Consider the following 23119-nt stretch of genomic DNA (forward strand, 5'->3'; position numbering starts at 1 on the left):
TATACCTTATTTTAATATAAGTAATGATTACAAACTCCTTTTTATATTCCCATTGCTTTTGTTGATTAAAAAAATAAGAAGTGATAAAGGAGGGGGGCTGCCCCCGTTAGATTTCTTCCATATTCACAAAGGGCAGGTGTGTGTCTAGTTCCCCTTTGATTCGTGTGATGTTTATATTTTCTCCCTTAAGCCAATGGTCAAAGTCAAAAATCAGTGGAAGCTTGTCTCCGCCCAGGGCTAGCCATGCTTTCAATTCTTTTGGAAGGTAGGCTGCAGTATGTATGGTACCTGCCCATGCTCCATATTTTTTAGAGAAAACACCCTTGTCTGTGTCGTTCATCATTCGAAAAGCCTTATATGGATCGGTAGTGCTGCTTTCCTGTCTTTCCATAGCCTGTGATCGTTGCAGAGAGTCATCCAGCCGGAAGCGATTTTCATGTTTTAGCTCATTAAAATGATTGGTACAGAAATTAGCTTGATGGATTGCTATTTCTCTGGGAGAGGCCTCTACGACTATGGACTCACCACGTTGGTCCAATAAGACATAGTTGAACGAGCGGCGATGTGGAATTTCTTTTAGTAGTGAAATAGCTTGATCTACATTGGCACAATTTTCTAAGATAATCCTACCAATCATATTACAAATAAATCCGTCATCTGACCTTACACGATTAACTAAGTTGTAACCCATCGCTAATCCTTTTTCATTGATCCCATCTGTACGTCCGGTGATTTGCATGGAGGGACCAATTACAGCATAGCCCTGATCAGTAGGTTGATAGAGAACATAACGCCCTTCATAGGAGAGCGGGTCATTATCATAGTTACGAATCATGTAATCAGTGTCTGTGAAAATGGAGCACCCACTTTTTCCGTATTCAAGATAATAGCCGCCAAATTCCCTAACGGCATCTGCCATTTCCATTTCTAATGAATCTGCCAATCCATTTAGCTCATCCCAAATGCGGGGAGCGAAATGTAGAAATATCCTTTTGACTACCATTGCATCTGTTATAAAATTCCGCAATTTGGATTTGGAACCCCATTGTTTTTTACGGTTTTGCAAAATGAGAGAATCCTTTAATAGCTCGCCCTGCCTATACCCAAAATCATAATGATTACCGCGAAACTGAATGATTTCACTAAATACGCTTTTCAAATCTACTCCCCATTTATCATGCAATTAAGGAAATTCTACTGGATGAAGGAAAGAAAAGCAAAATTCATCCTCCAAATATAAGTATGTAACCTTTGTGTCAACAAATGGACAATGGCAGGCAAGTATTTTTATAGGAAGAGGAAAAAGAAAGACTATAGGTCTTTTTGATTCTGAATATGAAGCTGCTGAGGCGCATAATAAAGCAGCACTAGAATTCTGCGGGAAAAACTGTATTCTAAACTTATTAGACGAAGGTGACAGACCTGAGAACCTTGATTTTAAGAGAAAGTTTTTCCAACACAAAAGTGGGAACAAGTCTATTTATTTTGGTGTCTCTAAACAAAGTAATTCTAATAAATGGATTGCAAGAATTAATACAAAAAATGGGCGTGAATTAATTGGTTCCTTCGATACAGAATGGTTGGCTGCACTTGCATTTAACAAAAGATCGATGGAACTATTCATTGATAATTCGAAACTAAATAAATTATCAGAGGTACATGAAAGAGAGAGGGAGACGTATGTTCAAAAAACAAAAAAACCTTCCTCAAAGTTTTCTGGAGTTACTTAAGGTAAACGAGATAAAAGGTGGAACGCATATGTAAGAATGAATGGAAAAAGAGTCCATATAGGGAATTACTTTACCGAAAATGAAGCAGCAAAAGCATATAATGATTTTGTATTGAAACATAAATTAGATAAGCCATTAGATGACATTTAATGTTAGGTAACCACTCTAATTTACATTACAAGAGGAAAACTTGAAAACGGTGTTTTAAGTTTTACTTATAGTAAAAACAATCCTTTAAAAGGTAGACACGTAAAATATGCTAGAGAAGCAGAGCCTACTATTTATAATTATAAGCACCATATTTCTTTCAAAGATCTAGAAGCTTTGGGCAATAAATATCCAAGTATAATAGAAGAATAGTAGAATTATAACTCGTATTTGAAATTAGTAAAACCCGTCATAGTAGTAGATGAGGGGGTGATATTTTTAGGACATTCGTCGTGCGGAAATGGTCGGAGTATATGCCATTTTTATTGATTAAAAAATTGTCTTAGAAAATTACACCTTTTAATCAAAGTGACAGTTGAAGCTTGAACTGCACCTTAAACGGAATAATAGAACGAATCTCGGAACCTGAATTTAAAGAGGAAGATTCATCATTAACCTTGGCCGGCTGGACGAAACTTTTTACTAATAAACCAACAATTGCAGTCGGTTCGGTTGGAATTAACCGCGCCTATCTGAGTAATCAAGATAATGATCAAGTAACAATAGAAGACAATCTCAAAATTGTCGATGAAAAAATCAAAGCAGGCGAATTTGACTATGTAGCCATGGGCCGAGCAATCCTAGCTGATCCAGAATGGGCAGTAAAACTCAAAAATGGTCAACTTAATCAAGTCGTTCATTATACGAAGGAATCGGAGAAATATCTGATTTAATTACATATAGCTTTGACTCCAAAAATGAAAAATACAATCCCTACGTTATTTAGGGATTGTATTTTTTCTGAGTATTTCTTCTATATCAATAAGGGGTACAGGTAGACTTATCAGATAACCTTGCAGAAAGATTCTCCTATGATTTAGATGATGGGTACTTGGAGGAAAAAAGGTAGCTTAACACATATGATTGGTTTCGCATATACCCATGATTCTGTAAACGCTAACGAGAAGGAATGACTTCTTAAGTTAAAACGAATACTAGTGCTGCAGATATAATTCAAAAAGGAAGTGCTGGTCATGCGTGCTGTTGTCATCAATGAATATGGCAGTAAAAATGTGTTGGTCGAGCAGGAGCTGCCGAAACCAGAAATTAAAGCTAACCAAATACTTGTTGAGGTGTATGCAACTTCCATTAATCCAATTGATTGGAAGCTTCGTGCAGGTTACTTGAAGCAAATGCTTGATTGGTCATTCCCAATTATCCTAGGCTGGGATGTAGCTGGTAAAATCGTTGAAGTGGGAAGTGACGTGAAATCTTATCAGGTCGGGGATGAAATTTTTGCGCGTCCAGATACTACCGCTAAAGGTACTTATGCCGAATTTACGGCTGTAGATGAGGAATTGCTTGCGAAAAAGCCTAGTAATCTGACATTTGAAGAAGCAGCCTCCATTCCATTAGCAGGTTTAACCGCTTGGCAGTGTTTAGTGGACAATACAAAAGTTAAACAAGGAGATAAAGTACTCATCCACGCCGGAGCTGGTGGTGTAGGAAGTTTGGCCATTCAAATGGCTAAACATTTAGGCGCCCATGTCGCAACAACCGCAAGTGAACAGAATGAAGCCTATGTAAAAGAGCTAGGAGCAGAGGAATTCATTAACTACCGTACGCAACACTTTGAAGAAGAATTAAGTGAATATGATGTGGTCATTGATACAATGGGCGGCGACATCTTAAATAAAAGCTTCCAAGTATTAAAGCCTGGAGGCAGACTAGTAACGATAGCCGGACAACCCGATCCAGCATTAGCAGAAAAGTTTCAAGTAATGGCAAGCTCCTATTGGTTAACGCCAAATGGTAAACAGCTAGGTGAATTAGGAGAATTACTTGAAAAAGGGATTCTTAGGCCTCAAGTGGGTAGTATATTTGGCTTTTCTGCAGAAGAGTTACAAAAAGCACATGAACTAAGTGAAACACATCATGCCAAAGGGAAGATTGTAATTAAAGTGAAATAATTAATAGGAACACGTGGACAGAAATAATATCCACGACAAGATTTTAAAAAACTTATCATTTCTACTATAGTTCGTCCCTGACCCACTAGCCTCTCTGTAATTTTGGCTGGGGTCTTTTTTTATGCCTAAAATGAGTAATGGGTCGTCCAACAGTACAATTAAACTAAAAGAGTGAAGGTAGAATTAGTCACTATTTGCATAATTTTTGTGCCTTAGGTAATTATACCAATGTTCTTATAAAAATTTGAATAACTTAAGGAGGTTTAAAGTCTGAAAGTGGAAAAATTCATCATCAAAAATCGATGTTTTATTTCATAATGTCAGGAGGGTATTTTCGTGAAGCGATATTTAAAGTCATTAGGTTTAGTTTTGCTAGCAAGTATGGTTATAGTTGGCTGTCAGTCGAATAATGACAAGAATAATGCAAAAAACAAAAAAGAGGAAACCAAGGAATCCAACCAGGCAAATCAGGAAGATGTGACAGGGTTCCCAAATTGGGGGTATGACCTTCAACATACCCGACATGTGCCCTATAAAGAGATTACTAAAGATAATGTGAAAAAAATGGGGATTGCATGGCAGCAGGATATCTTAGATTGGAATAAGGATATTCCAAATTTACAAGAAGATTTCCCTGTCGTCCACGACGGGGTCATGTATGTGACTAGTTCGAAAAATCATGTATTTGCCATCGATGCCGCAAGTGGAAAGAAGCTTTGGGCATGGACACCGCCCAAGGACGTACTTGATCATATTAATGGTTTGCCATGGCAGTCCAATGTGGCAAGCAGGGGTGTCGCAGTGGCCAATGGGAATGTATTTGTCTTGATGATCGATAATCGTCTGGCCAAACTGGATGCGAAGAGCGGAAAACTGTTAAAAATGGTTAACTTTTGGGATTATGAACCTACGATCAAATTAGAAAACAGATACTATGAATCTTCAGCTCCGATGTATTATGATGGCAACGTTTACGTTGGAAGCAGCGGCGGTGATAATGGTACACGAGGTTTTGTTTGGGCGTTTAAAGCAGATACCCTGGAACCGCTATGGAAAGAGCCATTTTGGACCGTTCCTAAAAGAGGAACGGGCTGGGCGAAAGGTAAATTTACGGGGGGTGGTTCCGTATGGACACCGATGTCGTTTGATCCAGATACTGATATGATGTATTTTGCAGTAGGGAATCCAGCTCCGGACTTTTACGATGCAGATAGAAAAGGAAAAAATCCATATACCGATTCTATCACCGCTTTAGATAGTAAAACAGGGAAGTTGAAGTGGTATTCTACTCAAGTTGATCATGATATATGGGATTATGACGCTGCCGCAACACCGATGATTCTCAATGCAAAGGTCGACGGGAAAAAGCAAAAGGTTGTGGTTGAAGGCGGTAAGAATGGAAAGTGGTATGCGTGGGACGCAAAAACAGGGAAGACTATTTATGATGGGGTACCATTTGTAAAAATCCAGAATTCGAACGTACCAAGCGATGAGAGTAAAGCTGTACTTCAATGGCCAGGGACTCCAGGTGGAGAAAGTTATGCTCCACAGACATATGACCCTGACACCAACTATGTGCTTATTCCAGGTATTAATAGTCCTAATTTAATGGTAGCCGCTAAAGATGCAGAAGAGATTGCAAAAGATAATAATACCTTTCCAGGAACAAAGATCCTTCCTTTGCCAAAGGATGTTGAGGTTTCTGGTACTATTACAGCAATTGATATGAATACAGGGAAAAAGGTCTATCAAAATAAAACAAAGGATCCGATGTATGGCGGATTCACAAGTACGGCTGCCGGTCTTGCCTTCTACGGAGAATTGGATGGAAAGGTAAATGCTCTTGATATTAAAACAGGTAAAGTATTATGGAGCATGCAAAGTGGAGGAAAACAAATCAAAATGGCACCTTCCATATATACTGTTGACGGCAAAGAATATGTTGCAGTCATTACTGGTGGTACGAAAGTTGTTGTTTATGGTCTCGGAGGTAAGTTAAAACCTGGAGCTATAAATAAAAATGCAAAATTACAAGGGGAAGCAGACGTTGTTATCGATCCGGAAAAGGTTTACAAAAAAAGTTGTATTTCCTGTCACGGGGATAATCTTCAAGGCGCAACAGCACCAAATCTTCAACACATAGGTAAAACGATGTCTAAAGAGGACATTTTGAATAAAATTCTTAATGGTGGCGACCGCATGCCAGCAGGTATGGCCAAAGGTGCAGAGGCTGAAGCACTAGCGGAATGGCTATCCAAAAAGAAATGATTTTTACTCCTGAAACAATCCGAGTCTGATTCTCTTATTCGGACTCAGATTGTTTCTTAAAAGGATCATTATAAATTGGCGAAACATCAGATATTCACGAAAAATAAGGATGGTGTTAAAATGAGGAAATTACCGATTTATACCCTGCGATTCATTGGTGCCGCCTTATGCATTTCCTTACTCTTTGGATTTGCCTATCCAACATTGACCAATGCTCAGTCAAGTAATGGTTTAGGTTCATCCGAGGATAACGGAATCAGGTTAACTATCAATGATTATTCGATCATAAACCACGGCCAAGACATTCAGTTGCATTATACGATAACCACAAATTCAAATATTCCAGTTAGTCCGGAAACTAAAAGTTTGATTGGGAACCCGTATATTTGGATTGGGAATACGTTAGTTCGTGAGGAATCAGAATCGTTTCAGAAAATAAGTGATAATGAGTATAAAGGAACGATCATAGCACAGCTGCAACATTACAGATCCGATAATTCTGAATTATCATTTCATACACATGGAATTATGAATCAAAATGGACAATGGACCGTTAATTTTCATTTAAGAAGCAGTCAGTACTGAGATAAAACAACGTGAGTTAGATCATTTAATAAATCATTATATTAGTAAGTAGATAATCATAACGTAAACAACCTGAGTTCAATCATCATCCGGACTCAGGTTGTTTCTTTTTTTGTTCTTGTCCCTTTTTGCAATATATTGCAAAAACCAATGCCATATAAGGACAACTTCATGTCAAAATAAAGGTTATTTTGAGATATTTCTCTACATATGATTATTTTGAAAGAGAAAATCAGACACTCCCGCGCAGGTTTCAATGTGGGTGTCATGAAAGGGGGTAGCAAATATGTGGGTGAAGCCTGAGTATGAAGTGATCAATACATCTCCTGAGGTGACAATGTATGCCTATATTGGCTAGCAGCACACCCCGCTTGCGTATGCATTTAATAGTTTTATAAATCAATGGAGGTAGGGCATATGAAAATAAAGCGGTACCTAAAATCAATAATTGGCTTGATTATTGGGTGTGCAATGGCCGGAGGATGGCTGGTCGTCGATCTCCTGCTCCCAGAACCATTGGGTGACTATCTCCTGTATCCCCTCATGGCTGTAGTGAATATGGCGATTGGGTGGCAAGTTGGAAGGGCATTAGGTAAACGTAGGGATATTGGCAAAGAAGGTATTCAAGTCTCTAGTGAAAGGACTGAAGCCAAATTCGAATTAAAGTCTTAGGAGCAGCGGCTGGTGGCGGCTTTCCGCAGTGGAACTGTGCATGTCCAAATTGCCATAGTGTCCGCGAAGGAAACGATTCGCACCAGCCGTTATTACAATCATCGCTTGCTGTAAGTGCGAATGAAATGGATTGGTATCTCATCAATGCGGGACCGGATGTTCACAAACAGATTGAATCGTTTACTGCCCTGCATCCGGGTCCAGGTATAAGAGAGACTCCGCTGGCTGGTGTTATTTTAACTGATGCCGAGTTCGACCATACGATTGGGTTATTGTCATTACGGGAGGGTTCTTGTTTAACCATCTATGGAACCGAGACTGTACGAAAGAGTTTGCAGTCGTTCTTTCCAGTGTTACCCCTACTGGAAAACTATTGTTCATGGGAATGGCAGTCTCTTCACCCTGATCATCGCAAGCGAATAGAACCTACGGGTGTAGGAAAAGAAGAAACCATCGTCATCGAGACGGTCCCCGTTTCTAAAAAACCACCGCTTTATACCCGGTCAAATAAGGAGGAGAATGACACCGGAGATTGTTGGGAGGTCGGGCTGGTTCTTCATAATGAGAGTACCGGCAGATGCCTTGCTTACTTTCCTACCTTAGAAAGGATCACCCCAGCTATAGAAGCTTGCTTCCAGAAGGCGGATATCTTGATGGTGGACGGAACCTTTTGGTCAGAAACTGAATTGGTTGAGTTGGGTGCAACCAAGCGCGATGCAAGAAATATGGGACATTTACCAATTAGCGGGCCATCGGGCATTGCTGAAAAGCTTGCCAAATACTCAGCCAAACGGAAAATTCTGATTCACATAAACAACAGCAACCCGATTCTAAATAAGGACTCAATAGAAAGGCATACATTGGAACGGCTTGGTTTTGAGATTGCCTATGACGGTATGGAAGTGGAGGTGTGAACATTTTGGATCAAGGTGATTTCGTTAGCCTAGAAAAGGTGTTAAATGAAACAAAGGAAGAATTATGGACGAGGGATGAATTCACAGAGCAATTAAAAGCTGTTGGAAGTTCCTTTTATCATGACAAACATCCATTTCATGTAGCGATGCATGAAGGAAAATTAAGCAGAGAACAGATCCGCGGTTGGGTGGCTAACCGGTACTATTATCAAAAATCAGTTCCGATTAAAGATGCAGCTATTCTTTCTAGGCTGCCATCAAGGGATATGCGCCGTGAATGGATTGGGCGAATTATTGACCATGACGGAACGCAAGGGGAAGAAGGTGGAATTGAAGCATGGCTTCGGCTTGGTGAAGCTGTGGGGTTATCCCGGGAAGAAGTTGCACAGGAAGTCAGAGTCGTTCCGGGTGTTCGATTTGCCGTGGATGCTTATGTAAACTTCGCGAGGACAAAACCATGGATCGAAGCCGTCGCTTCCTCCCTAACCGAATTGTTTTCTCCTGATTTAATGTCAAAGAGAATGAAGGTCATTGAGCGACTTTATCCGTGGATTGACCGTGCAGGACTGGAATATTTTCAAAATCGCCTTTCACAGGCGCCGCGTGATGCCGATACAGCCCTTAAACTTGTGTTAACCTATTGCCAAACTCCAAAAGATCAAAGGAGGGCTGTTGCCGCACTGCGTTTCAAGTGTGATGTGTTGTGGGCACAACTTGATGCCATCGAAAACGCATATCCCCTATAAGAGTGAACGATGATTTTATCACTTACCCGAAAAATAAATGAAAGGTGGTGGAGTCAATTTTAGCTGACAGTATTCCAAGACTCGCAGCAAAGGCGCGATTAAAATTTGATAAGGTGAGGGAGAAGAATCTTCTTTTGTTACCGGAAAAGGTCGTGGTCTTGAACGAAACGGCTGCATCTATACTTACTTTATGTGACGGAAGACAAACCGTGAACACTATCACTGAAAAAATAAGGGCTTCCCTAAAGGCAGACACAGAAACTGCAGATACAAGTGCTCTGCCTGATTTGAAAACGATGAAGGCAGATATTTCTGAGTTTCTCCGGGAAATGGAGGATCAGGGTTGGGTGGTGATCCATAAACATGGTTCAGTCGATAACAAAGAATAATAAGGGAGCACCCCCTCCATATTCCTTGGTCGCGGAGTTAACTCATCGCTGTCCTTTGCATTGTCCATATTGTTCGAACCCTTTAGAAATGATTTCAAAGGCAATGGAAATATCTACCGGGGAGTGGTGCCGTGTTTTATCTGAGGCGGCTGATCTGGGAGTTGTAGAAGTTCATTTTTCCGGTGGTGAACCTCTTTTACGAGACGATTTGGAAGTTTTTATCCGCCATGCAAATAAATTAGAAATGTATACCAATCTCATAACCAGCGGCATGGGATTAACAACTGAAAAGGCTGCCCGGCTCTGTGATGCCGGACTGGAAAATGTGCAGGTGAGCTTTCAGGCAGGCGATGCAAAGCTTTCAGACATCATCGGCGGTTTTAAAGCTTTTGACAAGAAAAGGGAAGCGTGCAAAGCGGTAAAAGAAGCCGGATTGTATTTATCATTAAATGTCGTGTTGCACCGAATGAATATTGATCATTTGGATGAGATTATTAAACTCGCCGAGGAGGTGGGGGCTGAACGTCTGGAACTGGCGAATACACAGTATTATAACTGGGCATTGCTCAATCGGGAGCAGCTGTTGCCAAGCCGTGTTCAGATTGAGCGTGCCCGTGAAATCTATGACGCCGCAAAAGCGCGCATTGGGAAAAAAATCGAAATCATTTGGGTTATTCCTGATTATTATGCTCAGGCACCTAAGCCTTGTATGGGGGGATGGGGGACGATTGGCTTAACGGTAGCACCAAATGGGGCAGTCCTTCCTTGCCCGACAGCCGGGATGATTGAGGGTTTTTCCTTTGAAAATGTTCTTGATTCGTCACTAAGTCATATTTGGTATGAATCAGAGTCTTTTAACCATTTCCGCGGTGAAGAATGGATGCCAGAACCCTGCCTTTCGTGTGAACTAAGACATCAAGATGGAGGTGGGTGCCGTTGCCAGGCTTTTGCTTTAACTGGGGACGCTTATGCGACGGATCCAGTCTGCCAATGGGCGCCAAAACATTATCTGATTGAAAAAGCTGTAGAAGACGCTAATTGCACCCCCATTATACAGTCATCTCCTATCATCTATCGGAGATTTCAGCTAGACAGAACCGTATCAAAAAAAACATAAAACTCTAAAAAAATATATGATTGTAAATTTGGTGCTAAGGGACTGCGTACATAACCTTTGCACCTTTTTTATATGACCCATTTGAAAAGAACCGTGGTGGCGAGACTGATCCAAACGAGGAGAATAACAATCGCTGCGGCCCAATTTTTCCGCAGCATTATAGGCGTTCGGGAGGCCATCACCCTGCATTCTTGCAATACTTGATTCGGTATCAGGGTAAACACTCCTAATATCCCCAAGGGAAGCAGAATAACTTCATCCAAATAACCTAATACGGGAATAAAATCTGGAATAAGGTCTATGGGGCTTAACGCATAGGCAACAATCAATAATGAAAATGCTTTAGCATACCATGGTGTTTTCGGATGACGGTATGCGAGATAAACAATATAGATATTTTGTTTAATATTTTGTATGAATTCCTTCCATTTGTTTGGATGCTTAACCATGTCGCTTCCTTCCCTCTCTAATAAACTATCCTCGTTTTTCATGTGTCAGCCAGATCCTTTCGGATTATTTTGCTTCGAACATCACCATTTTAAACAACTTATGCTGTATCCGCTATTTGGGTTATTGTTTTCTAAAGACATAATGCATCCATTGTGATGTTTCCTTAATAGGTAAACCGTAATGGATGTGAATAATTGACAGGAGAATTTGGAACTCTTTTAAGTAGAGTAAATAACCAATGGTTTACCGATATCCCCTCGTAATTATTTAAAATGATGGAAGAAAAATAGAAAAGAAGTGATAAATTTGAAGTTTGTGTTTGGTAAGAACGATGAAGAAGGAGGCGGACAAATTCATCCGGCGGCCAAAAAACTTATGCTGGTCAATGCTATTCGAAGTATTGGACAAGGCATGCTAGTTGTTGATTTGTCTCTATACCTCGCTGCACTGGGTTGGAGCACAGCGGCGATTGGAAGTGTGCTTGCTGCCGGAGGTTTGCTTGGTGTAGGACTAGCCCCAGTCATAGGTATTTATAGCGATCGACTAGGGAGAAAACCCTTTATCCTTTTTTCTGAACTATTAACAGCCGGATGTGCGTTGATTGGGATATTATCTACAAATACTATTTTGTTATTTATGGCAATCACACTTTCAGGTTTTGGGAAAGCGGACGCCGGTTCTCCCAGTCCTTGTGCCCCGGCGGAGCAGGCTTGGCTGGCGGCCTTTATCCCAAAAAAAGAGCGTGGAAAGGTATATAGTCTGAATAATGCTCTTAGCTTTTTCGGAATGGCGGCAGGTGCAGTGCTGGCGGGGATCACGGCCTTATGGAATCATAATCTTAATGGAGATACTTCCTATCGCCCTATATTCTTCTTTATCTTCGTTATATCCTTTGTGACAGCGTCAATCATTTTAACCATTCAGGAAGGAAAAATGGATAAACAACCAGGATATATAAAAGAGGAGTCAGGGAATCAAGAAAAGAGAATCCTAAGCGAAGAAAATTCTGCGGTCTTTAAGCTCGCAGCCATTAACATCCTTAACGGGATTGCCATTGGACTTACGGGACCCATGATGTCATATTGGTTTTCGGCTAAATTCGGGGTAAGCAGTATACAGATTGGAGGCACATTGGCTGTCACTTTTTTTGCGACAGGTGTTACCTCGGTCTTACAAGCAAGATTATCCAACAAACATGGGACAATAAGGTCCATTGTGCTGGTTCGTTTCATTGCAAGCCTGCTTTTGATTTTGATGCCCTTGCTATCATCCTATGCACTTGTTTCTGTCTTGTATATCATACGAACGGCTTTAAACAGAGGTACACAAGGGGCACAGCAAGCGTTGAGTGTGAGTTTGACTCGTGACATGCGCCGTGGTTTCGCATCAAGCATCAATATCTTTTCAATCAGGCTGCCCATCTCGATTGGACCGTATTTTACCGGCTATCTTTTTGGATTTGGTTCACTGGCCCTGCCTTTCTACATAGCTTCTGGTTTACAATTCAGTTTTGCTTATTTATATGGAAAAGTCTTCAGCTCCTACGAAATTCGAATGAAATCCCATGCTTCATCGGGGTAATCAGAGTGTTGAACTAATTAGTATAAACATAGAACTTATCAGTTTATATTTATAAATTAGAATTATAGAATAAAGGGAGCAGGATCAAACGAATAAATAAAAGGAAGTGCTCGCCTTGGATCAAAAGTTTGCAGGTCATACTTTGTTACAATCTGTCCCATTTGGAAATGAAAGGTTAACTAGCCGGTTAGTGATGGCCCCAATGACAAGAATGTTTTCGCCGGAAGGGATCCCGGGAGAAAATGTTGCACAATATTACCGAAAACGTGCCGAGAATGGGATTGGGCTCATCATTACGGAAGGGACAGCGATTAATCACCCAGCTGCAGTCATGAGCCCCAATATTCCCCGATTTTATGGGGAGAAGGCCTTAAATGGCTGGGCAAATGTAGTGAAGGAAGTCCACCAAGCAGGCGGCAAAATCATTCCACAATTATGGCATGTAGGTGCTGCCCGAAAAGCAGGCAGTGAACCAAATATTGACGCACCCCCAGTCAGTCCGTCTGGATTTACGTTAAAAGGCCAGAGAAATGAGAAAATAAAGGCTTTAACGAAAGACGAAGTGGCTGAAATGATTGATGCCTACGCTGAAGCGGCCGCAAATGCAAAGCGTATCGGCTTTGATGGAATTGAGTTGCATGGTGCACACGGATACTTAATTGATCAATTTTTTTGGGAACTAACGAACAAACGTACAGATGAGTATGGCGGGGATATAGAAGAGCGATCAAAATTCGCAGCAGATATCGTTCGGGCTTGCCGGAGAGAAGTCGGGCCTGATTTTCCAATTGTCTTTCGTTATTCACAATGGAAAGGAACCGACTATCAAGCTAAATTAGCAAAGAACTCTAAGGAGCTGGAACAATTGCTTACCCCATTGGTTGAAGCTGGTGTAGATATTTTCCACTGCTCTACAAGACGAATATGGGAACCTGAATTTAAAGAGGAAGATCCATCATTAACCTTAGCCGGCTGGACGAAACGAATAACCAATAAACCAACAATTGCGGTCGGTTCTGTCGGAATTAACCGTGCCTTTCTGAGCAATCAGGATAATGATCATGTAACAATAGAAGACAATCTCAAAATTGTCGATGAAAAAATCAAAGCAGGCGAATTTGACTATGTAGCCATTGGCCGTGCCATACTAGCGGATCCAGAATGGGCAGTAAAACTCAAAAATGGCCATCTTAATCAAGTCGTGCATTATACGAAGGAATCCGAGACATACTTGATTTAATTACATATTGAAGAGGTACGGGAAATGAGTGCAAAAGAGGCAGATAAGGTGATGGAAATTATTAATTCATATGAAAAACGGGGAAGAGAACTTGGAAATCAAGAAGGCCTTGAGAAAGGCAGACAAGAAGGAAAACTGGAAGCAATTAGGACAGTTGCAAAAAGGATGATAGAAAAGGGGAAGCCCATTCAAGAAATTGCTGAAATAACAGAGCTGAAAATAGAAGAGATTGAGCGGCTGTAGGATGGGGGTCAGGCACCTTTTTGGGTAATCCGTTTGGACAAGCCGCTACAGCACAGTTCATTGACCTGATATTCTCAGTCGTCGAAAAACTGAAGTTTTAATTCATCATCTTGACTCCGCATGACTGATGAAAAAAGAAATCAGCCAGAGCTTTGCTGCCTAGAATAAATTTGACTTTAATCACGAAAAAGGAAAAGAAAATTGTATCGGACACAAGAGTTCCTGCCTATCAAATTAATCAGGGAGCCGAAGTAGCGCGGGTGTGACCCTTCATGCAACAAATGTTCCTCTAATGTAAACAGCACCATCCACACTAATTGGAATGGTGCTGTTTCTATTTAAAAAGATTACCTCACTTGATTTTGTCACGGTTCACCTAACGCATCTATATGTGGTTTTAACTAGCGCCAATTATGGGGAATATAGGAATAATCTCTCTTTTATACCATCCAAGACTTCTTCCGGCATTTCCCTGACCTTGATATCCCCACCTAGGAAAAGCAGCCAATTGGTTATTTCGGCCATTTCTTCTATGTTATTAATATTGATAAAGGTCTTTAGAACCGCCGTGGTTTGGTAAGGATCCGTATAGGAAATGGAAACTTTTAAAGGATGGTATTTTTTGAACTGGGCAATCGCCCTTGGACCCAATTCAAGGACCAGATTGATTATAGTTTCCTGCTTGTTGAGTCTTTCCAAAATCCTTTTCTCACTTAGTCTTTGCTTCGTAGTGTAAAGTTCTACATTGGTGAGATTGTCGACAGGAAAAATTCGTTGCTTCTCTTCCATTAAGTCAAAGCCTTCAATTAGCCAAAAGCTTTTTTCACGGTACAGGTGTAAGAGATATATGGGGTAAGAATTAATTATTTTTTCTTCTTCAATCGTAATTAATAAATAACGATCCATCAGCAGGAGTTGAATTAGTTTTTCTAACATCGGATGGGGAAGGTCTGATAGATCAAGCAGGTCGGGATTATGGGGGTTCGTCCCTTCAAAAAGCAAGATTTGATTTAACAGTACAAGGTCTTCTTGCTGGTATTCTGAGATGAGGCCAAGTAATTTTTCAGCTAATGACTGTCGACTCTTTAAATAGGGGAGTTGTTGATTTCTTGTGGCCATAAAGGCGATAAATAGAGCTCTAATTTCATTATCCGTAAAGCGAACGGTGGGTAGGACAGAGTTGTTCATGACAAAATAACCCCCATCCCTTCCAACTTCAGCGACTAGCGGCATCCCCATGGCTTCAATTTCTCTGATATCCCGAATGGCGGTAGAACGAGAGATGTTAAATTCCTGCATAATTTCGGTAATGGTAAAGTGGGCACGGTTGTTGATATACCGCATGATGGTATTAATCCGTTCAACTTTTTTCATCGTGGCCTCCAAAACAGTATCATTTTTTGACATGATTTAACGCTATTATAAACTCATCAAATGAAAAGAGAAATCATTTGATTCCATTTTAAAAAAAGGAAGGTTTTGAATATGACAAATTATACGATTGAAGAAAAAGACAGCTTTACGGTGTTAGGTTTTGGAACGGAGCTAAAGAGTAATTACACGGACTATGCGGGTATAACCAAAGAAAAATCAGACTTTTGGCAGGCCGTCAAACAAGATGGCACACTTGATACGTTAAAATCTGTTGCGACAAATGACTACGTTTTTGCTGTGAACGAAGCGGTGAATAACAAGATGATGCATTATGCAGGCGTTATGACAGAGACTTCGCTGCCAGAGGCAACTCGAATGATCCAATTTCCTAAAGGTGAATACCTAGTTGTTAAAGGGGAAGGGAACAATGCGGAAGAGTTGAGCAATATGCTTACTGGTATTGCTTTCGGTCAAGCTTTGCCAGAAGCACAGGAATTTGCCTATGTGGGCGGGCCCAATACGTCGGTTGTGATGGGGCTGCGAAACGGTTTAGTATTTGGTGAAATGTGGATTCCTGTTGTCAGGAAATAAGGAGGGATGGAAATGTCCTATCGTGTTGATTTTAAAAATGTATCTACGGTGGGTTTAGAGTCTTCACCAGTCGCAGAAGCGCTTGCTGGTTTACGTGCAAATGAAGCTCGTTACTTTATGAATAAATACAAACATGAATTTACGGTAGAACCAGCTAGTGAAAGCCAAGAAACCCTTGATTATGTGAACCAAATTTTAAAAGAACGTGATATTGAGTTTGCAGCCAAACCTTTGGAAACGTCGCTTTTTCAAGTGGAAAATATCAAAATGGCCTACGTTTTTTATGAGGATGGGCTTAGTGTCAATGCCATGTATACGATTGATAACCCAAAGAAGCGGGCCGTTGGTTTTAAGCTTTCTGAGGGGATGGAGGTACCAAAGGAGTTAGAAGGGAAGTTTAAGTTTGCCAGGCAGAAGTCGAAACTAGCTGGAACGATAAGGGGTTCGTTTTTTGTCATTAAAGGAGAATATTAAAGTAAACAATACAACTATTCATATAGCAGCACTCTCTATCAAATAGAGGGTGGTTCAAATAGTTCCTCTAACATGGAGTTAAACATTGTATGGGGAGTAGATAGACCTGTTCGTTTCTCTTATATCATTGTTTTGATTTATAAACTAAAAAATTATGAGTTCCAGATTCCTTATTTATGGGTTTGGAACTCATTTTTTATCGTTCACTGACAGAAGACTCCTTCATCAATTTTGTAAAGGACGTAGCTGTTTTGGGGATGTGAATATTATACAAGGCACGGAAAAATGATGGATGAGGATGGACTGCAACAGCTTCAATCCTTTGATGCTATATATCTTGGTGCTGTAGGTTATCCTGGTGTTCCTGATCATATTTCTTTATGGGACCTTTTATTGAAAATCCGCAAAGGGTTTGATCAGTATGTAAATCTGCGTCCCATTAAATTGTTAAAAGGAGCACCATGTCCACTAAAAGATGTAACCCGCGAGCAGGTTGATATGCTGGTAATTCGTGAAAATAGTGAGGGTGAATATGCTGGAGCAGGTGATTGGCTTTTTAAAGGAAAGTCCAATGAAGTTGTATTACAAACAGGAGTTTTTTCAAGATTGGGTGTGGAAAGAATTATCCGCTATGCATTTGAAGAAGCTAGAAAACAAGGGAAATCACTCACCAGTGTCAGTAAAGGAAATGCATTAAATTATTCAATGGTCTTTTGGGATCAGGTTTTTGAAGAAGTGGCAAAAGAATATCCAGATGTTCAAACAAACTCTTACTTAGTCGACGCTGCAGCAATGTTTTTTGTTAAACAGCCATGGCGTTTCGAAATTGTTGTCACTTCGAATTTATTCGGCGATATTATTACAGATTTAGGTGCTGCAATTGCAGGAGGACTAGGTCTTGCTGCGGGGGCAAATATCAATCCTTCCCGTGAATTTCCATCGATGTTTGAGCCTATACATGGATCTGCACCAGACATTGCTGGTAAAAATATCGCTAATCCCCTTGCAGCTATCTGGTCAGCAAGCCAAATATTAGATTTCTTTGGTCATGAAGGCTGGGGGAGAGAAATCTTAAGATCAATCGAACAAGTATTGGTAGAAGGAAAAGTACTTACCCCAGATATGGGTGGTAACTGTACAACTAAAGAAGTTGGAGAAGCCGTGGCAGGAAAAATTCGTTATCATCATGCGGAGAAAATAAACGGGTAGAACGAGAACTGGTGCTTAACATTTAAAACTCCCTTCAATTAATGAAGGGAGTTTATATTTTTAGATACTGAAATATTGCAGCATTTTTTTATACTAAATTATAATTATGAGTCTTGATAATTTCATCTTCATATTTTTTTAGACGATCATAAAAAGATTGTCGAGAAATTCCAAGCAATTTAATTGCTTCTGATCGATTATTATTAGTACGCTTAAGAGCCTGAATTATTAAATCAATTTCCAATTTTCTTATGTTTTCTGTAAAGTCTAGAGAGTTGGTCAGATTAGGTGTAAAAGAGGCATTATCGCTATCAAGGCTTGGCTTTCTAAAACTATATTTTCGATCATCATCAATACTGGTTCCAGGTAAATCTGTAATTTGAATCTCGCTAGTTTCTGCTAAAACAAAGCCATGTTCTAAAGCGCTTTTTAACTCACGGACATTACCCGGTAGTGGTTGGTTTATTAAAAATTCTTTAGCTTCTTGACTAATATCCGATTGCTTATTGTATTTATAAGAAAACTCTCTCAAAAAATGTAAAATAAGAATTTCAATATCAGATTTTCTCTCACGCAATGGTGGAATCTGTATTGTAAAGCCATTAATTCGATAATATAAATCTTCTCGAAAACTATGATTTGCAATCATTTTTTCAAGATTCCGATTGGTTGCAGTAATTACACGCACATCCAATGAAATAACTTTACTTCCTCCAACTCTAACTAGTTCCTTCTGTTGAAGTACCCTCAATAACTTAGCTTGCAGGTGATAACTCATATCGCCAATCTCATCTAGGAAAATAGTGCCTCCATTTGCTAACTCAAATTTCCCTTTGTTTCCGGTTTTTTTGGCTCCGGTAAAAGCTCCCTCATCATAACCAAAAAGCTCACTTTCTAATAATGACTCTGGAATAGCTGCACAGTTAATCGTTATATAAGGTTTTCCCTTACGATTCGATAACTCATGAATACTTTTAGCTATTAATTCTTTTCCAACGCCACTTTCTCCTCGAATCAAAATCGGAATATCTGTTGGTGCCAACCTTTTTAGCTTTAAAAGTTTTTCAGCAAGAGGACTTCCCTTGGAAATAATAAAATCATTCATTTCTAAAGGTAACATTTGAACGCGATGCAGTTCATTTTCTAGATAATTAATATATTCGTTTAAATAAACACTTTCAATGGAAGACTTTAACTTTTTCATTTCAGAGTCATCCCAATGTGTAGCAACAGCACCTACCACTTCTCCTTTATATTTTAAAGGTGAGGCATGTACAATGAAGTTTTTATTAAGGACATAAATATGATTGAGAATTTGAGGCTCCCCAGTATGTAACGATTTTGCAATGATAGAATTTGGAATTAAATCTTCTACATTTTTGCCGATCCATTCTTCTCGAACAATACCGAATTCTTTTTCAGCTGCTCGGTTAATGAATATAAAGTCCCCATTTTTATCTATAATTTCAAAACTTTCATAGATGGAATCAAAAATATTTGTCAAAAAGGAACTTATTTCAAAAACATTCAAGGAAGATAACATTAGATCACCCCAATTAAATTAAACGCCTACATATCTGAAAATAATATATTTTTTGATAATTGTCAATTTAATATACAAATGTCTAAAATATTGACAAAGCTAATCTAGTGGATGTCTATAAATCATACAAATTTATAGACATTTTACTAGAATTAAGTTGGCATGATAATTGCATTATTATAGATGAGTAATCGGGAGATTACAAAATTCTGTATTTCACAAATGAAATTGGTTGCAAAGGCTTTTTAGAAAGGGGGATAGTTATAAGAAATGCAGAAACTTAAACGAGCAAATCCTTAGTACAACCATATAAGAGGTATAATATTCGTTCATTAATTCGCTTGTGTAGACACAAAACCATGATGCAAAATAACCGAAGTAAAAGCGGTGTATCTCTAACAAACTAAAAAAGAACATTTGAGCAAATAGGAGGAAATAAAAATAATGAGTACAACAACAAAAACAGTTTATCAATTACCATTTACTGGGATAAAACAATATAAAATGTTCATTAACAACGAGTGGGTTGAAAGCGCTTCCGGAAAGACTTTTGATTCCGTAAATCCATTTACGGGGAAAGTTTGGGCAACAGCTCCAGCAGGTGAAAAAGAAGATATTGATCTAGCAGTCCAGGCAGCTAAAGCTGCATTTGAAACAGGAGAATGGTCTACATATAATGGGGCCCAACGTGGTGCACTACTTCGTAAACTTGGTGACCTGATTGCGGAAAATGCAGAGAGTCTAGCAATCAGTGAAGTGGTTGACAATGGAAAATTAATTCGAGAGATGCTTGGCCAGACGAAGTCACTTCCAGGCTGGTGCTACTATTTTGCTGGATTAGCAGACAAGATCCATGGGGAAAGTATTCCTGTTGATGTTCCTAATATGATTAACTACACGGTTCGCGAGCCTCTTGGCGTCATTGGTGCGATTGTTCCATGGAACTCTCCATTGCTATTAACCCTTTGGAAATTATGCCCGGCTTTAGCTGCTGGAAATACTGTGGTCGTCAAACCATCTGAAGTAACTCCTGCATCCTTACTGGAGTTGGCAAAATTAATTCAAGAGGCTGGTTTCCCGCCTGGAGTTGTAAACTTTGTTACAGGTTTTGGCCATACAGCAGGTGACGCATTGTCCAAGCATCCTGATGTACGTAAAGTTGCATTTACTGGTTCTTCCGCAACTGGAAAAATAATTGTAAAAAACTCTGCAGAGCACTTTGCGCGAGTTACTTTAGAGCTAGGTGGAAAATCTCCTAACATCATTTATGAAGATGCCGATCTTGCAAATGCTGTAAATGGCGTATTAGCAGGCGTATTTGCAGCTTCTGGACAAACATGTATGGCTGGTTCAAGGGTACTTGTTCATGACGCTATTTATGATGAGTTTGTTGAAAAACTTGTTGAAAGAACAAGTCAAATCAAACTTGGTAACCCGCTTGATATGGAATCTGAAATGGGAACGGTTGCTTTCGAAGGCCAATATCAAAAAGTACTTGGCTATATCAAAATTGCAGAGGATGAAGGAGCTACACTTCTTCACGGAGGAAAGCATCCAACGGCACCTGATTTGAAAGACGGATACTTTGTAGAACCAACAATCTTCGGCAATGTGACCAATGATATGCGAATTGCACAAGAAGAAGTTTTTGGACCAGTCGTTGTCTTAATCCGCTTTAAGGATGAAGCAGAAGCCATATCTATTGCAAACGATACACAATTTGGTTTGGCAGCTGCGGTTTGGACGAAAGATGTTCAAAGGGCCCACAGAATGGCAGCAAAAATTAATGCCGGAACTGTTTGGATTAATAATTACCGTAAAGTATCTTATGCTTCCCCGTTTGGAGGCTACAAATCCAGCGGAATCGGGCGTGAAAATGGTTTGAATGTCATTCATGAATATACACAGATTAAAAGCGTTTGGGTAGATACAGGAAACATCATTACCGATCCGTTTAAAATCATGTAAGTAAAAGAGGGGGGAACCATAATGAGCAGATTTGATATTTTCAGAGAATCAGGAAATCCAATGTTTAATGATAATCAACTAAAATTGGGGATATTTGGACCTAACGTAAACAACTCTTGTTCTATGACCCTAGCAGAAACCACGTTTAAGCCAAATTTCGAAACCAATGTTAAAATTGCCAAAATGATGGAGGCCGCAGGATACGAGTGTATCGTTCCTGTAGCCAGATGGCGCGGATTTGGCGGACCAAGCAATTTCAATGGCCAATGTATGGAAACGTACACATGGGCAGCAGCTATGGCGGCCGTTACTAAAAAAATTTATCTCTTCTGTACGTCACATTTACCAACAATCCATCCGATTGTTGCATCTAAAATGATTTCAACCATTGATGGAATTTCAAAAGGCAGAATTGGTTTAAATACCGTTAACGGCTGGTTTCCTAGTGAGATGGGAATGTTCTCTGGTAAGAAACTGGAACATGATAAAGGATATGAATTTGCAGCAGAATGGCTGGACATTGTCCTAAAAATGTGGTCTGAACAGTTTTTTGATCATAAAGGAGAATTCTTTGAGATAAAAGATGGCTGGCAGGAGCCAAAACCAAGTCAGAGTCCACGTCCTGTGCTTATTAATGCAGGCTCTTCAAAAGCTGGAATGCAATTTGCAGCGAAATACGTAGATTTCCATTTCTCATTCATTGAGTCAATGGAACAGGCAAGCGATTGGACAAATCGAATGAAGAAGCTTGCTTGGGAGGAGTACAAGAGAGAAATTAATACATTCACAACTAGCTTTGTGGTCTGTCGTCCTACAGAGAAGGAAGCATGGGAATATTACAATTATTATGTAAGGGAAAAAGGAGATGACGAGGTAACCGATATTATTTGCCGCTTATTCAATATAGATACGGCATCTCAATCTGCTGATTTCAATAAGAAATTCAGAGAAAACTTTATTGCTGGCTGGGGAGGATATGCCCTAGTCGGATCACCTGAGCAAGTGGCAGATAAGTTAATAAAAATTGCAAAAGCTGGTGTATCAGGAACACTCCTATCATTTGTAGACTATCTTGGAGAGATGCCTTACTTTAACGAAAGTGTTCTGCCGTTGCTAGAACAGGCAGGTGTGCGTAAACCTATCAAGCAAACAGAAGTTTTAACCGCTGAACATATTGGAGTACAAGCTTTAAGAGCGGCTGCAAAAGAGGCAGCTGTTTCATTAGGGTAACTTGTATGGGGGTTTTGGAAATGTATCAGTGGATTTTGCAAGATTACTATATGCGAGAAAATGAAACTGATGAAGTAACGGACCTCATTTGTAAACTCGTAAACATTAAAGTAGACGATAAAAGTAAAATTTTTAAACAAAATTAACTGTCAAAACCAACCATTGAATAAATAAAAGAATTTATTCAATGGTTGTAATGAACCAATAAATGATGGGGGTTTCTGGTATGGATAAATGGGTGTTATATGGAAAGTCAGGGAATCCTGCTTCGGATATTGCAAAAGCGTGGTTGAAAAACAACGGGATACCTTCCAAAGATTATAGTGTTTTTCAATTAACAAGAGAAGAAATTGCAAGATTGGCGGATCTCCTGCCTGGTGGTGCGAAAGAACTTGTGTATCCAGATATATTTTCTTTTTGGATGATTAACCCGCAGAAAAAAACCGAAAAAGATTATATTCAAAAGATTCATAGCGGTGAATTAGCAGAGGAAGAAATAAGAGATATTCTTGCGACTTATCCGGCACTAGTGATTTCCCCTATTATTACAGATTATAAAAGAGTATTAATCGGGTATGATCTAGAAACAATGGTCTCTACCTTCCGTTTTGTAAAGGTGAAAGATGTAACTATGGCATAATATTATGTTTCTAATAACCCGATATGGGATAGGAATTT

At 39.7% G+C, this 23119-nt stretch carries 23 protein-coding genes and 1 pseudogene; 20 read left to right on the plus strand and 4 right to left on the minus strand.

All coding sequences use genetic code 11. The features are described 5' to 3' along the window. Nucleotides 1–106: 106 nt before the first annotated feature. Nucleotides 107–1159 carry a C45 family autoproteolytic acyltransferase/hydrolase gene (locus tag ACE198_RS10270; RefSeq protein ID WP_375375474.1) on the minus strand — a complete coding sequence of 351 codons (1053 nt, stop codon included), beginning with the start codon at nucleotides 1157–1159 and terminating at the stop codon, nucleotides 107–109. A 94-nt stretch (nucleotides 1160–1253) separates the two neighbouring features. Between ACE198_RS10270 and ACE198_RS10275 the strand changes: the two genes are divergently transcribed. From ACE198_RS10275 to pqqE, 10 genes are all read left to right on the plus strand, one after another. After that, nucleotides 1254–1730 (plus strand): AP2/ERF family transcription factor, encoded by a 477-nt coding sequence (locus tag ACE198_RS10275; protein WP_375375475.1) that lies wholly within the window; start codon nucleotides 1254–1256, stop codon nucleotides 1728–1730. Between the two features lie 530 nt (nucleotides 1731–2260). Then, nucleotides 2261–2611 (plus strand): beta/alpha barrel domain-containing protein, encoded by a 351-nt coding sequence (locus ACE198_RS10280; protein ID WP_375375476.1) that lies wholly within the window; start codon nucleotides 2261–2263, stop codon nucleotides 2609–2611. 300 nt (nucleotides 2612–2911) lie between these two features. Beyond that, a complete protein-coding gene (locus ACE198_RS10285) occupies nucleotides 2912–3847 on the plus strand; it encodes an NADP-dependent oxidoreductase (protein ID WP_375375477.1) in 936 nt (311 codons plus the stop codon). Nucleotides 3848–4183: 336 nt separating this feature from the next. Continuing rightward, complete coding sequence (locus tag ACE198_RS10290; protein WP_375375478.1) at nucleotides 4184–6115, plus strand: outer membrane protein assembly factor BamB family protein; 1932 nt, start codon at nucleotides 4184–4186, stop codon at nucleotides 6113–6115. A 120-nt stretch (nucleotides 6116–6235) separates the two neighbouring features. Further along, nucleotides 6236–6700 carry a hypothetical protein gene (locus tag ACE198_RS10295; RefSeq protein ID WP_375375479.1) on the plus strand — a complete coding sequence of 155 codons (465 nt, stop codon included), beginning with the start codon at nucleotides 6236–6238 and terminating at the stop codon, nucleotides 6698–6700. A 417-nt stretch (nucleotides 6701–7117) separates the two neighbouring features. Further along, nucleotides 7118–7372, plus strand: a complete 255-nt coding sequence (locus tag ACE198_RS10300) for a hypothetical protein (protein WP_375375480.1) — start codon at nucleotides 7118–7120, stop codon at nucleotides 7370–7372. Then, nucleotides 7360–8286 (plus strand): pyrroloquinoline quinone biosynthesis protein PqqB, encoded by a 927-nt coding sequence (gene pqqB, locus ACE198_RS10305; protein ID WP_375375613.1) that lies wholly within the window; start codon nucleotides 7360–7362, stop codon nucleotides 8284–8286. The genes ACE198_RS10300 and pqqB overlap by 13 nt, the downstream gene beginning before the upstream one ends. 5 nt (nucleotides 8287–8291) lie before the next feature. Then, nucleotides 8292–9032 (plus strand): pyrroloquinoline-quinone synthase PqqC, encoded by a 741-nt coding sequence (gene pqqC, locus ACE198_RS10310; protein WP_375375481.1) that lies wholly within the window; start codon nucleotides 8292–8294, stop codon nucleotides 9030–9032. 47 nt (nucleotides 9033–9079) lie between these two features. Next, nucleotides 9080–9421 (plus strand): pyrroloquinoline quinone biosynthesis peptide chaperone PqqD, encoded by a 342-nt coding sequence (gene pqqD, locus ACE198_RS10315; RefSeq protein ID WP_375375482.1) that lies wholly within the window; start codon nucleotides 9080–9082, stop codon nucleotides 9419–9421. Continuing rightward, nucleotides 9396–10538 (plus strand): pyrroloquinoline quinone biosynthesis protein PqqE, encoded by a 1143-nt coding sequence (pqqE, locus tag ACE198_RS10320; protein ID WP_375375483.1) that lies wholly within the window; start codon nucleotides 9396–9398, stop codon nucleotides 10536–10538. The genes pqqD and pqqE overlap by 26 nt, the downstream gene beginning before the upstream one ends. Before the next feature lie 68 nt (nucleotides 10539–10606). On the opposite strand, the gene ACE198_RS10325 is transcribed toward pqqE, so the two are convergent. After that, on the minus strand, nucleotides 10607–10987 hold the full coding sequence (locus ACE198_RS10325) for a YkvA family protein (RefSeq protein WP_375375484.1): 381 nt from the start codon (nucleotides 10985–10987) through the stop codon (nucleotides 10607–10609). 316 nt (nucleotides 10988–11303) lie between these two features. On the opposite strand from ACE198_RS10325, the gene ACE198_RS10330 reads away from it, so the two are divergent. The 3 genes from ACE198_RS10330 to ACE198_RS10340 all read left to right on the plus strand — a co-directional run bounded on the left by ACE198_RS10330 (nucleotide 11304) and on the right by ACE198_RS10340 (nucleotide 14052). Beyond that, complete coding sequence (locus ACE198_RS10330) at nucleotides 11304–12569, plus strand: MFS transporter (protein ID WP_375375614.1); 1266 nt, start codon at nucleotides 11304–11306, stop codon at nucleotides 12567–12569. Nucleotides 12570–12684: 115 nt separating this feature from the next. Further along, nucleotides 12685–13809 (plus strand): NADH:flavin oxidoreductase, encoded by a 1125-nt coding sequence (locus ACE198_RS10335; protein ID WP_375375485.1) that lies wholly within the window; start codon nucleotides 12685–12687, stop codon nucleotides 13807–13809. A gap of 24 nt (nucleotides 13810–13833) precedes the next feature. After that, nucleotides 13834–14052 carry an RpnC/YadD family protein gene (locus tag ACE198_RS10340; RefSeq protein ID WP_375375486.1) on the plus strand — a complete coding sequence of 73 codons (219 nt, stop codon included), beginning with the start codon at nucleotides 13834–13836 and terminating at the stop codon, nucleotides 14050–14052. Between the two features lie 411 nt (nucleotides 14053–14463). Here the strand turns inward: ACE198_RS10340 and ACE198_RS10345 are convergent, their stop codons facing one another. Then, the gene (locus tag ACE198_RS10345; protein ID WP_375375487.1) at nucleotides 14464–15426 is read right to left on the minus strand and encodes a helix-turn-helix transcriptional regulator; all 963 of its coding nucleotides are present in this window, start codon (nucleotides 15424–15426) and stop codon (nucleotides 14464–14466) included. A 111-nt stretch (nucleotides 15427–15537) separates the two neighbouring features. On the opposite strand from ACE198_RS10345, the gene ACE198_RS10350 reads away from it, so the two are divergent. From ACE198_RS10350 to ACE198_RS10360, 3 genes and pseudogenes are all read left to right on the plus strand, one after another. After that, nucleotides 15538–16017 (plus strand): GyrI-like domain-containing protein, encoded by a 480-nt coding sequence (locus tag ACE198_RS10350; RefSeq protein WP_375375488.1) that lies wholly within the window; start codon nucleotides 15538–15540, stop codon nucleotides 16015–16017. 12 nt (nucleotides 16018–16029) lie between these two features. Then, nucleotides 16030–16491 (plus strand): phage tail protein, encoded by a 462-nt coding sequence (locus ACE198_RS10355; RefSeq protein ID WP_375375489.1) that lies wholly within the window; start codon nucleotides 16030–16032, stop codon nucleotides 16489–16491. Between the two features lie 252 nt (nucleotides 16492–16743). After that, nucleotides 16744–17700 (plus strand): annotated as a pseudogene (locus ACE198_RS10360) (isocitrate/isopropylmalate dehydrogenase family protein); the annotation flags it as partial. 88 nt (nucleotides 17701–17788) lie between these two features. On the opposite strand, the gene ACE198_RS10365 reads toward ACE198_RS10360, so the two are convergent. Continuing rightward, the gene (locus tag ACE198_RS10365; protein WP_375375490.1) at nucleotides 17789–19243 is read right to left on the minus strand and encodes a sigma-54 interaction domain-containing protein; all 1455 of its coding nucleotides are present in this window, start codon (nucleotides 19241–19243) and stop codon (nucleotides 17789–17791) included. Nucleotides 19244–19687: 444 nt separating this feature from the next. Between ACE198_RS10365 and ACE198_RS10370 the strand changes: the two genes are divergently transcribed. From ACE198_RS10370 to ACE198_RS10385, 4 genes are all read left to right on the plus strand, one after another. After that, complete coding sequence (locus tag ACE198_RS10370; RefSeq protein WP_375375491.1) at nucleotides 19688–21211, plus strand: aldehyde dehydrogenase; 1524 nt, start codon at nucleotides 19688–19690, stop codon at nucleotides 21209–21211. 21 nt (nucleotides 21212–21232) lie between these two features. After that, nucleotides 21233–22441, plus strand: coding sequence for an LLM class flavin-dependent oxidoreductase (locus tag ACE198_RS10375; RefSeq protein WP_375375492.1), 1209 nt, complete (start codon nucleotides 21233–21235; stop codon nucleotides 22439–22441). A 20-nt stretch (nucleotides 22442–22461) separates the two neighbouring features. After that, nucleotides 22462–22587 (plus strand): hypothetical protein, encoded by a 126-nt coding sequence (locus ACE198_RS10380; protein WP_375375493.1) that lies wholly within the window; start codon nucleotides 22462–22464, stop codon nucleotides 22585–22587. 80 nt (nucleotides 22588–22667) lie between these two features. Next, entirely contained in the window at nucleotides 22668–23081 is a 414-nt protein-coding gene (locus tag ACE198_RS10385) for a thioredoxin domain-containing protein (RefSeq protein ID WP_375375494.1), read from the plus strand. The last annotated feature ends 38 nt before the right edge of the window (nucleotides 23082–23119 follow it).

This window comes from Neobacillus sp. KR4-4 (assembly GCF_042136325.1).
In the GTDB taxonomy this organism is placed as follows: domain Bacteria; phylum Bacillota; class Bacilli; order Bacillales; family Cytobacillaceae; genus Neobacillus.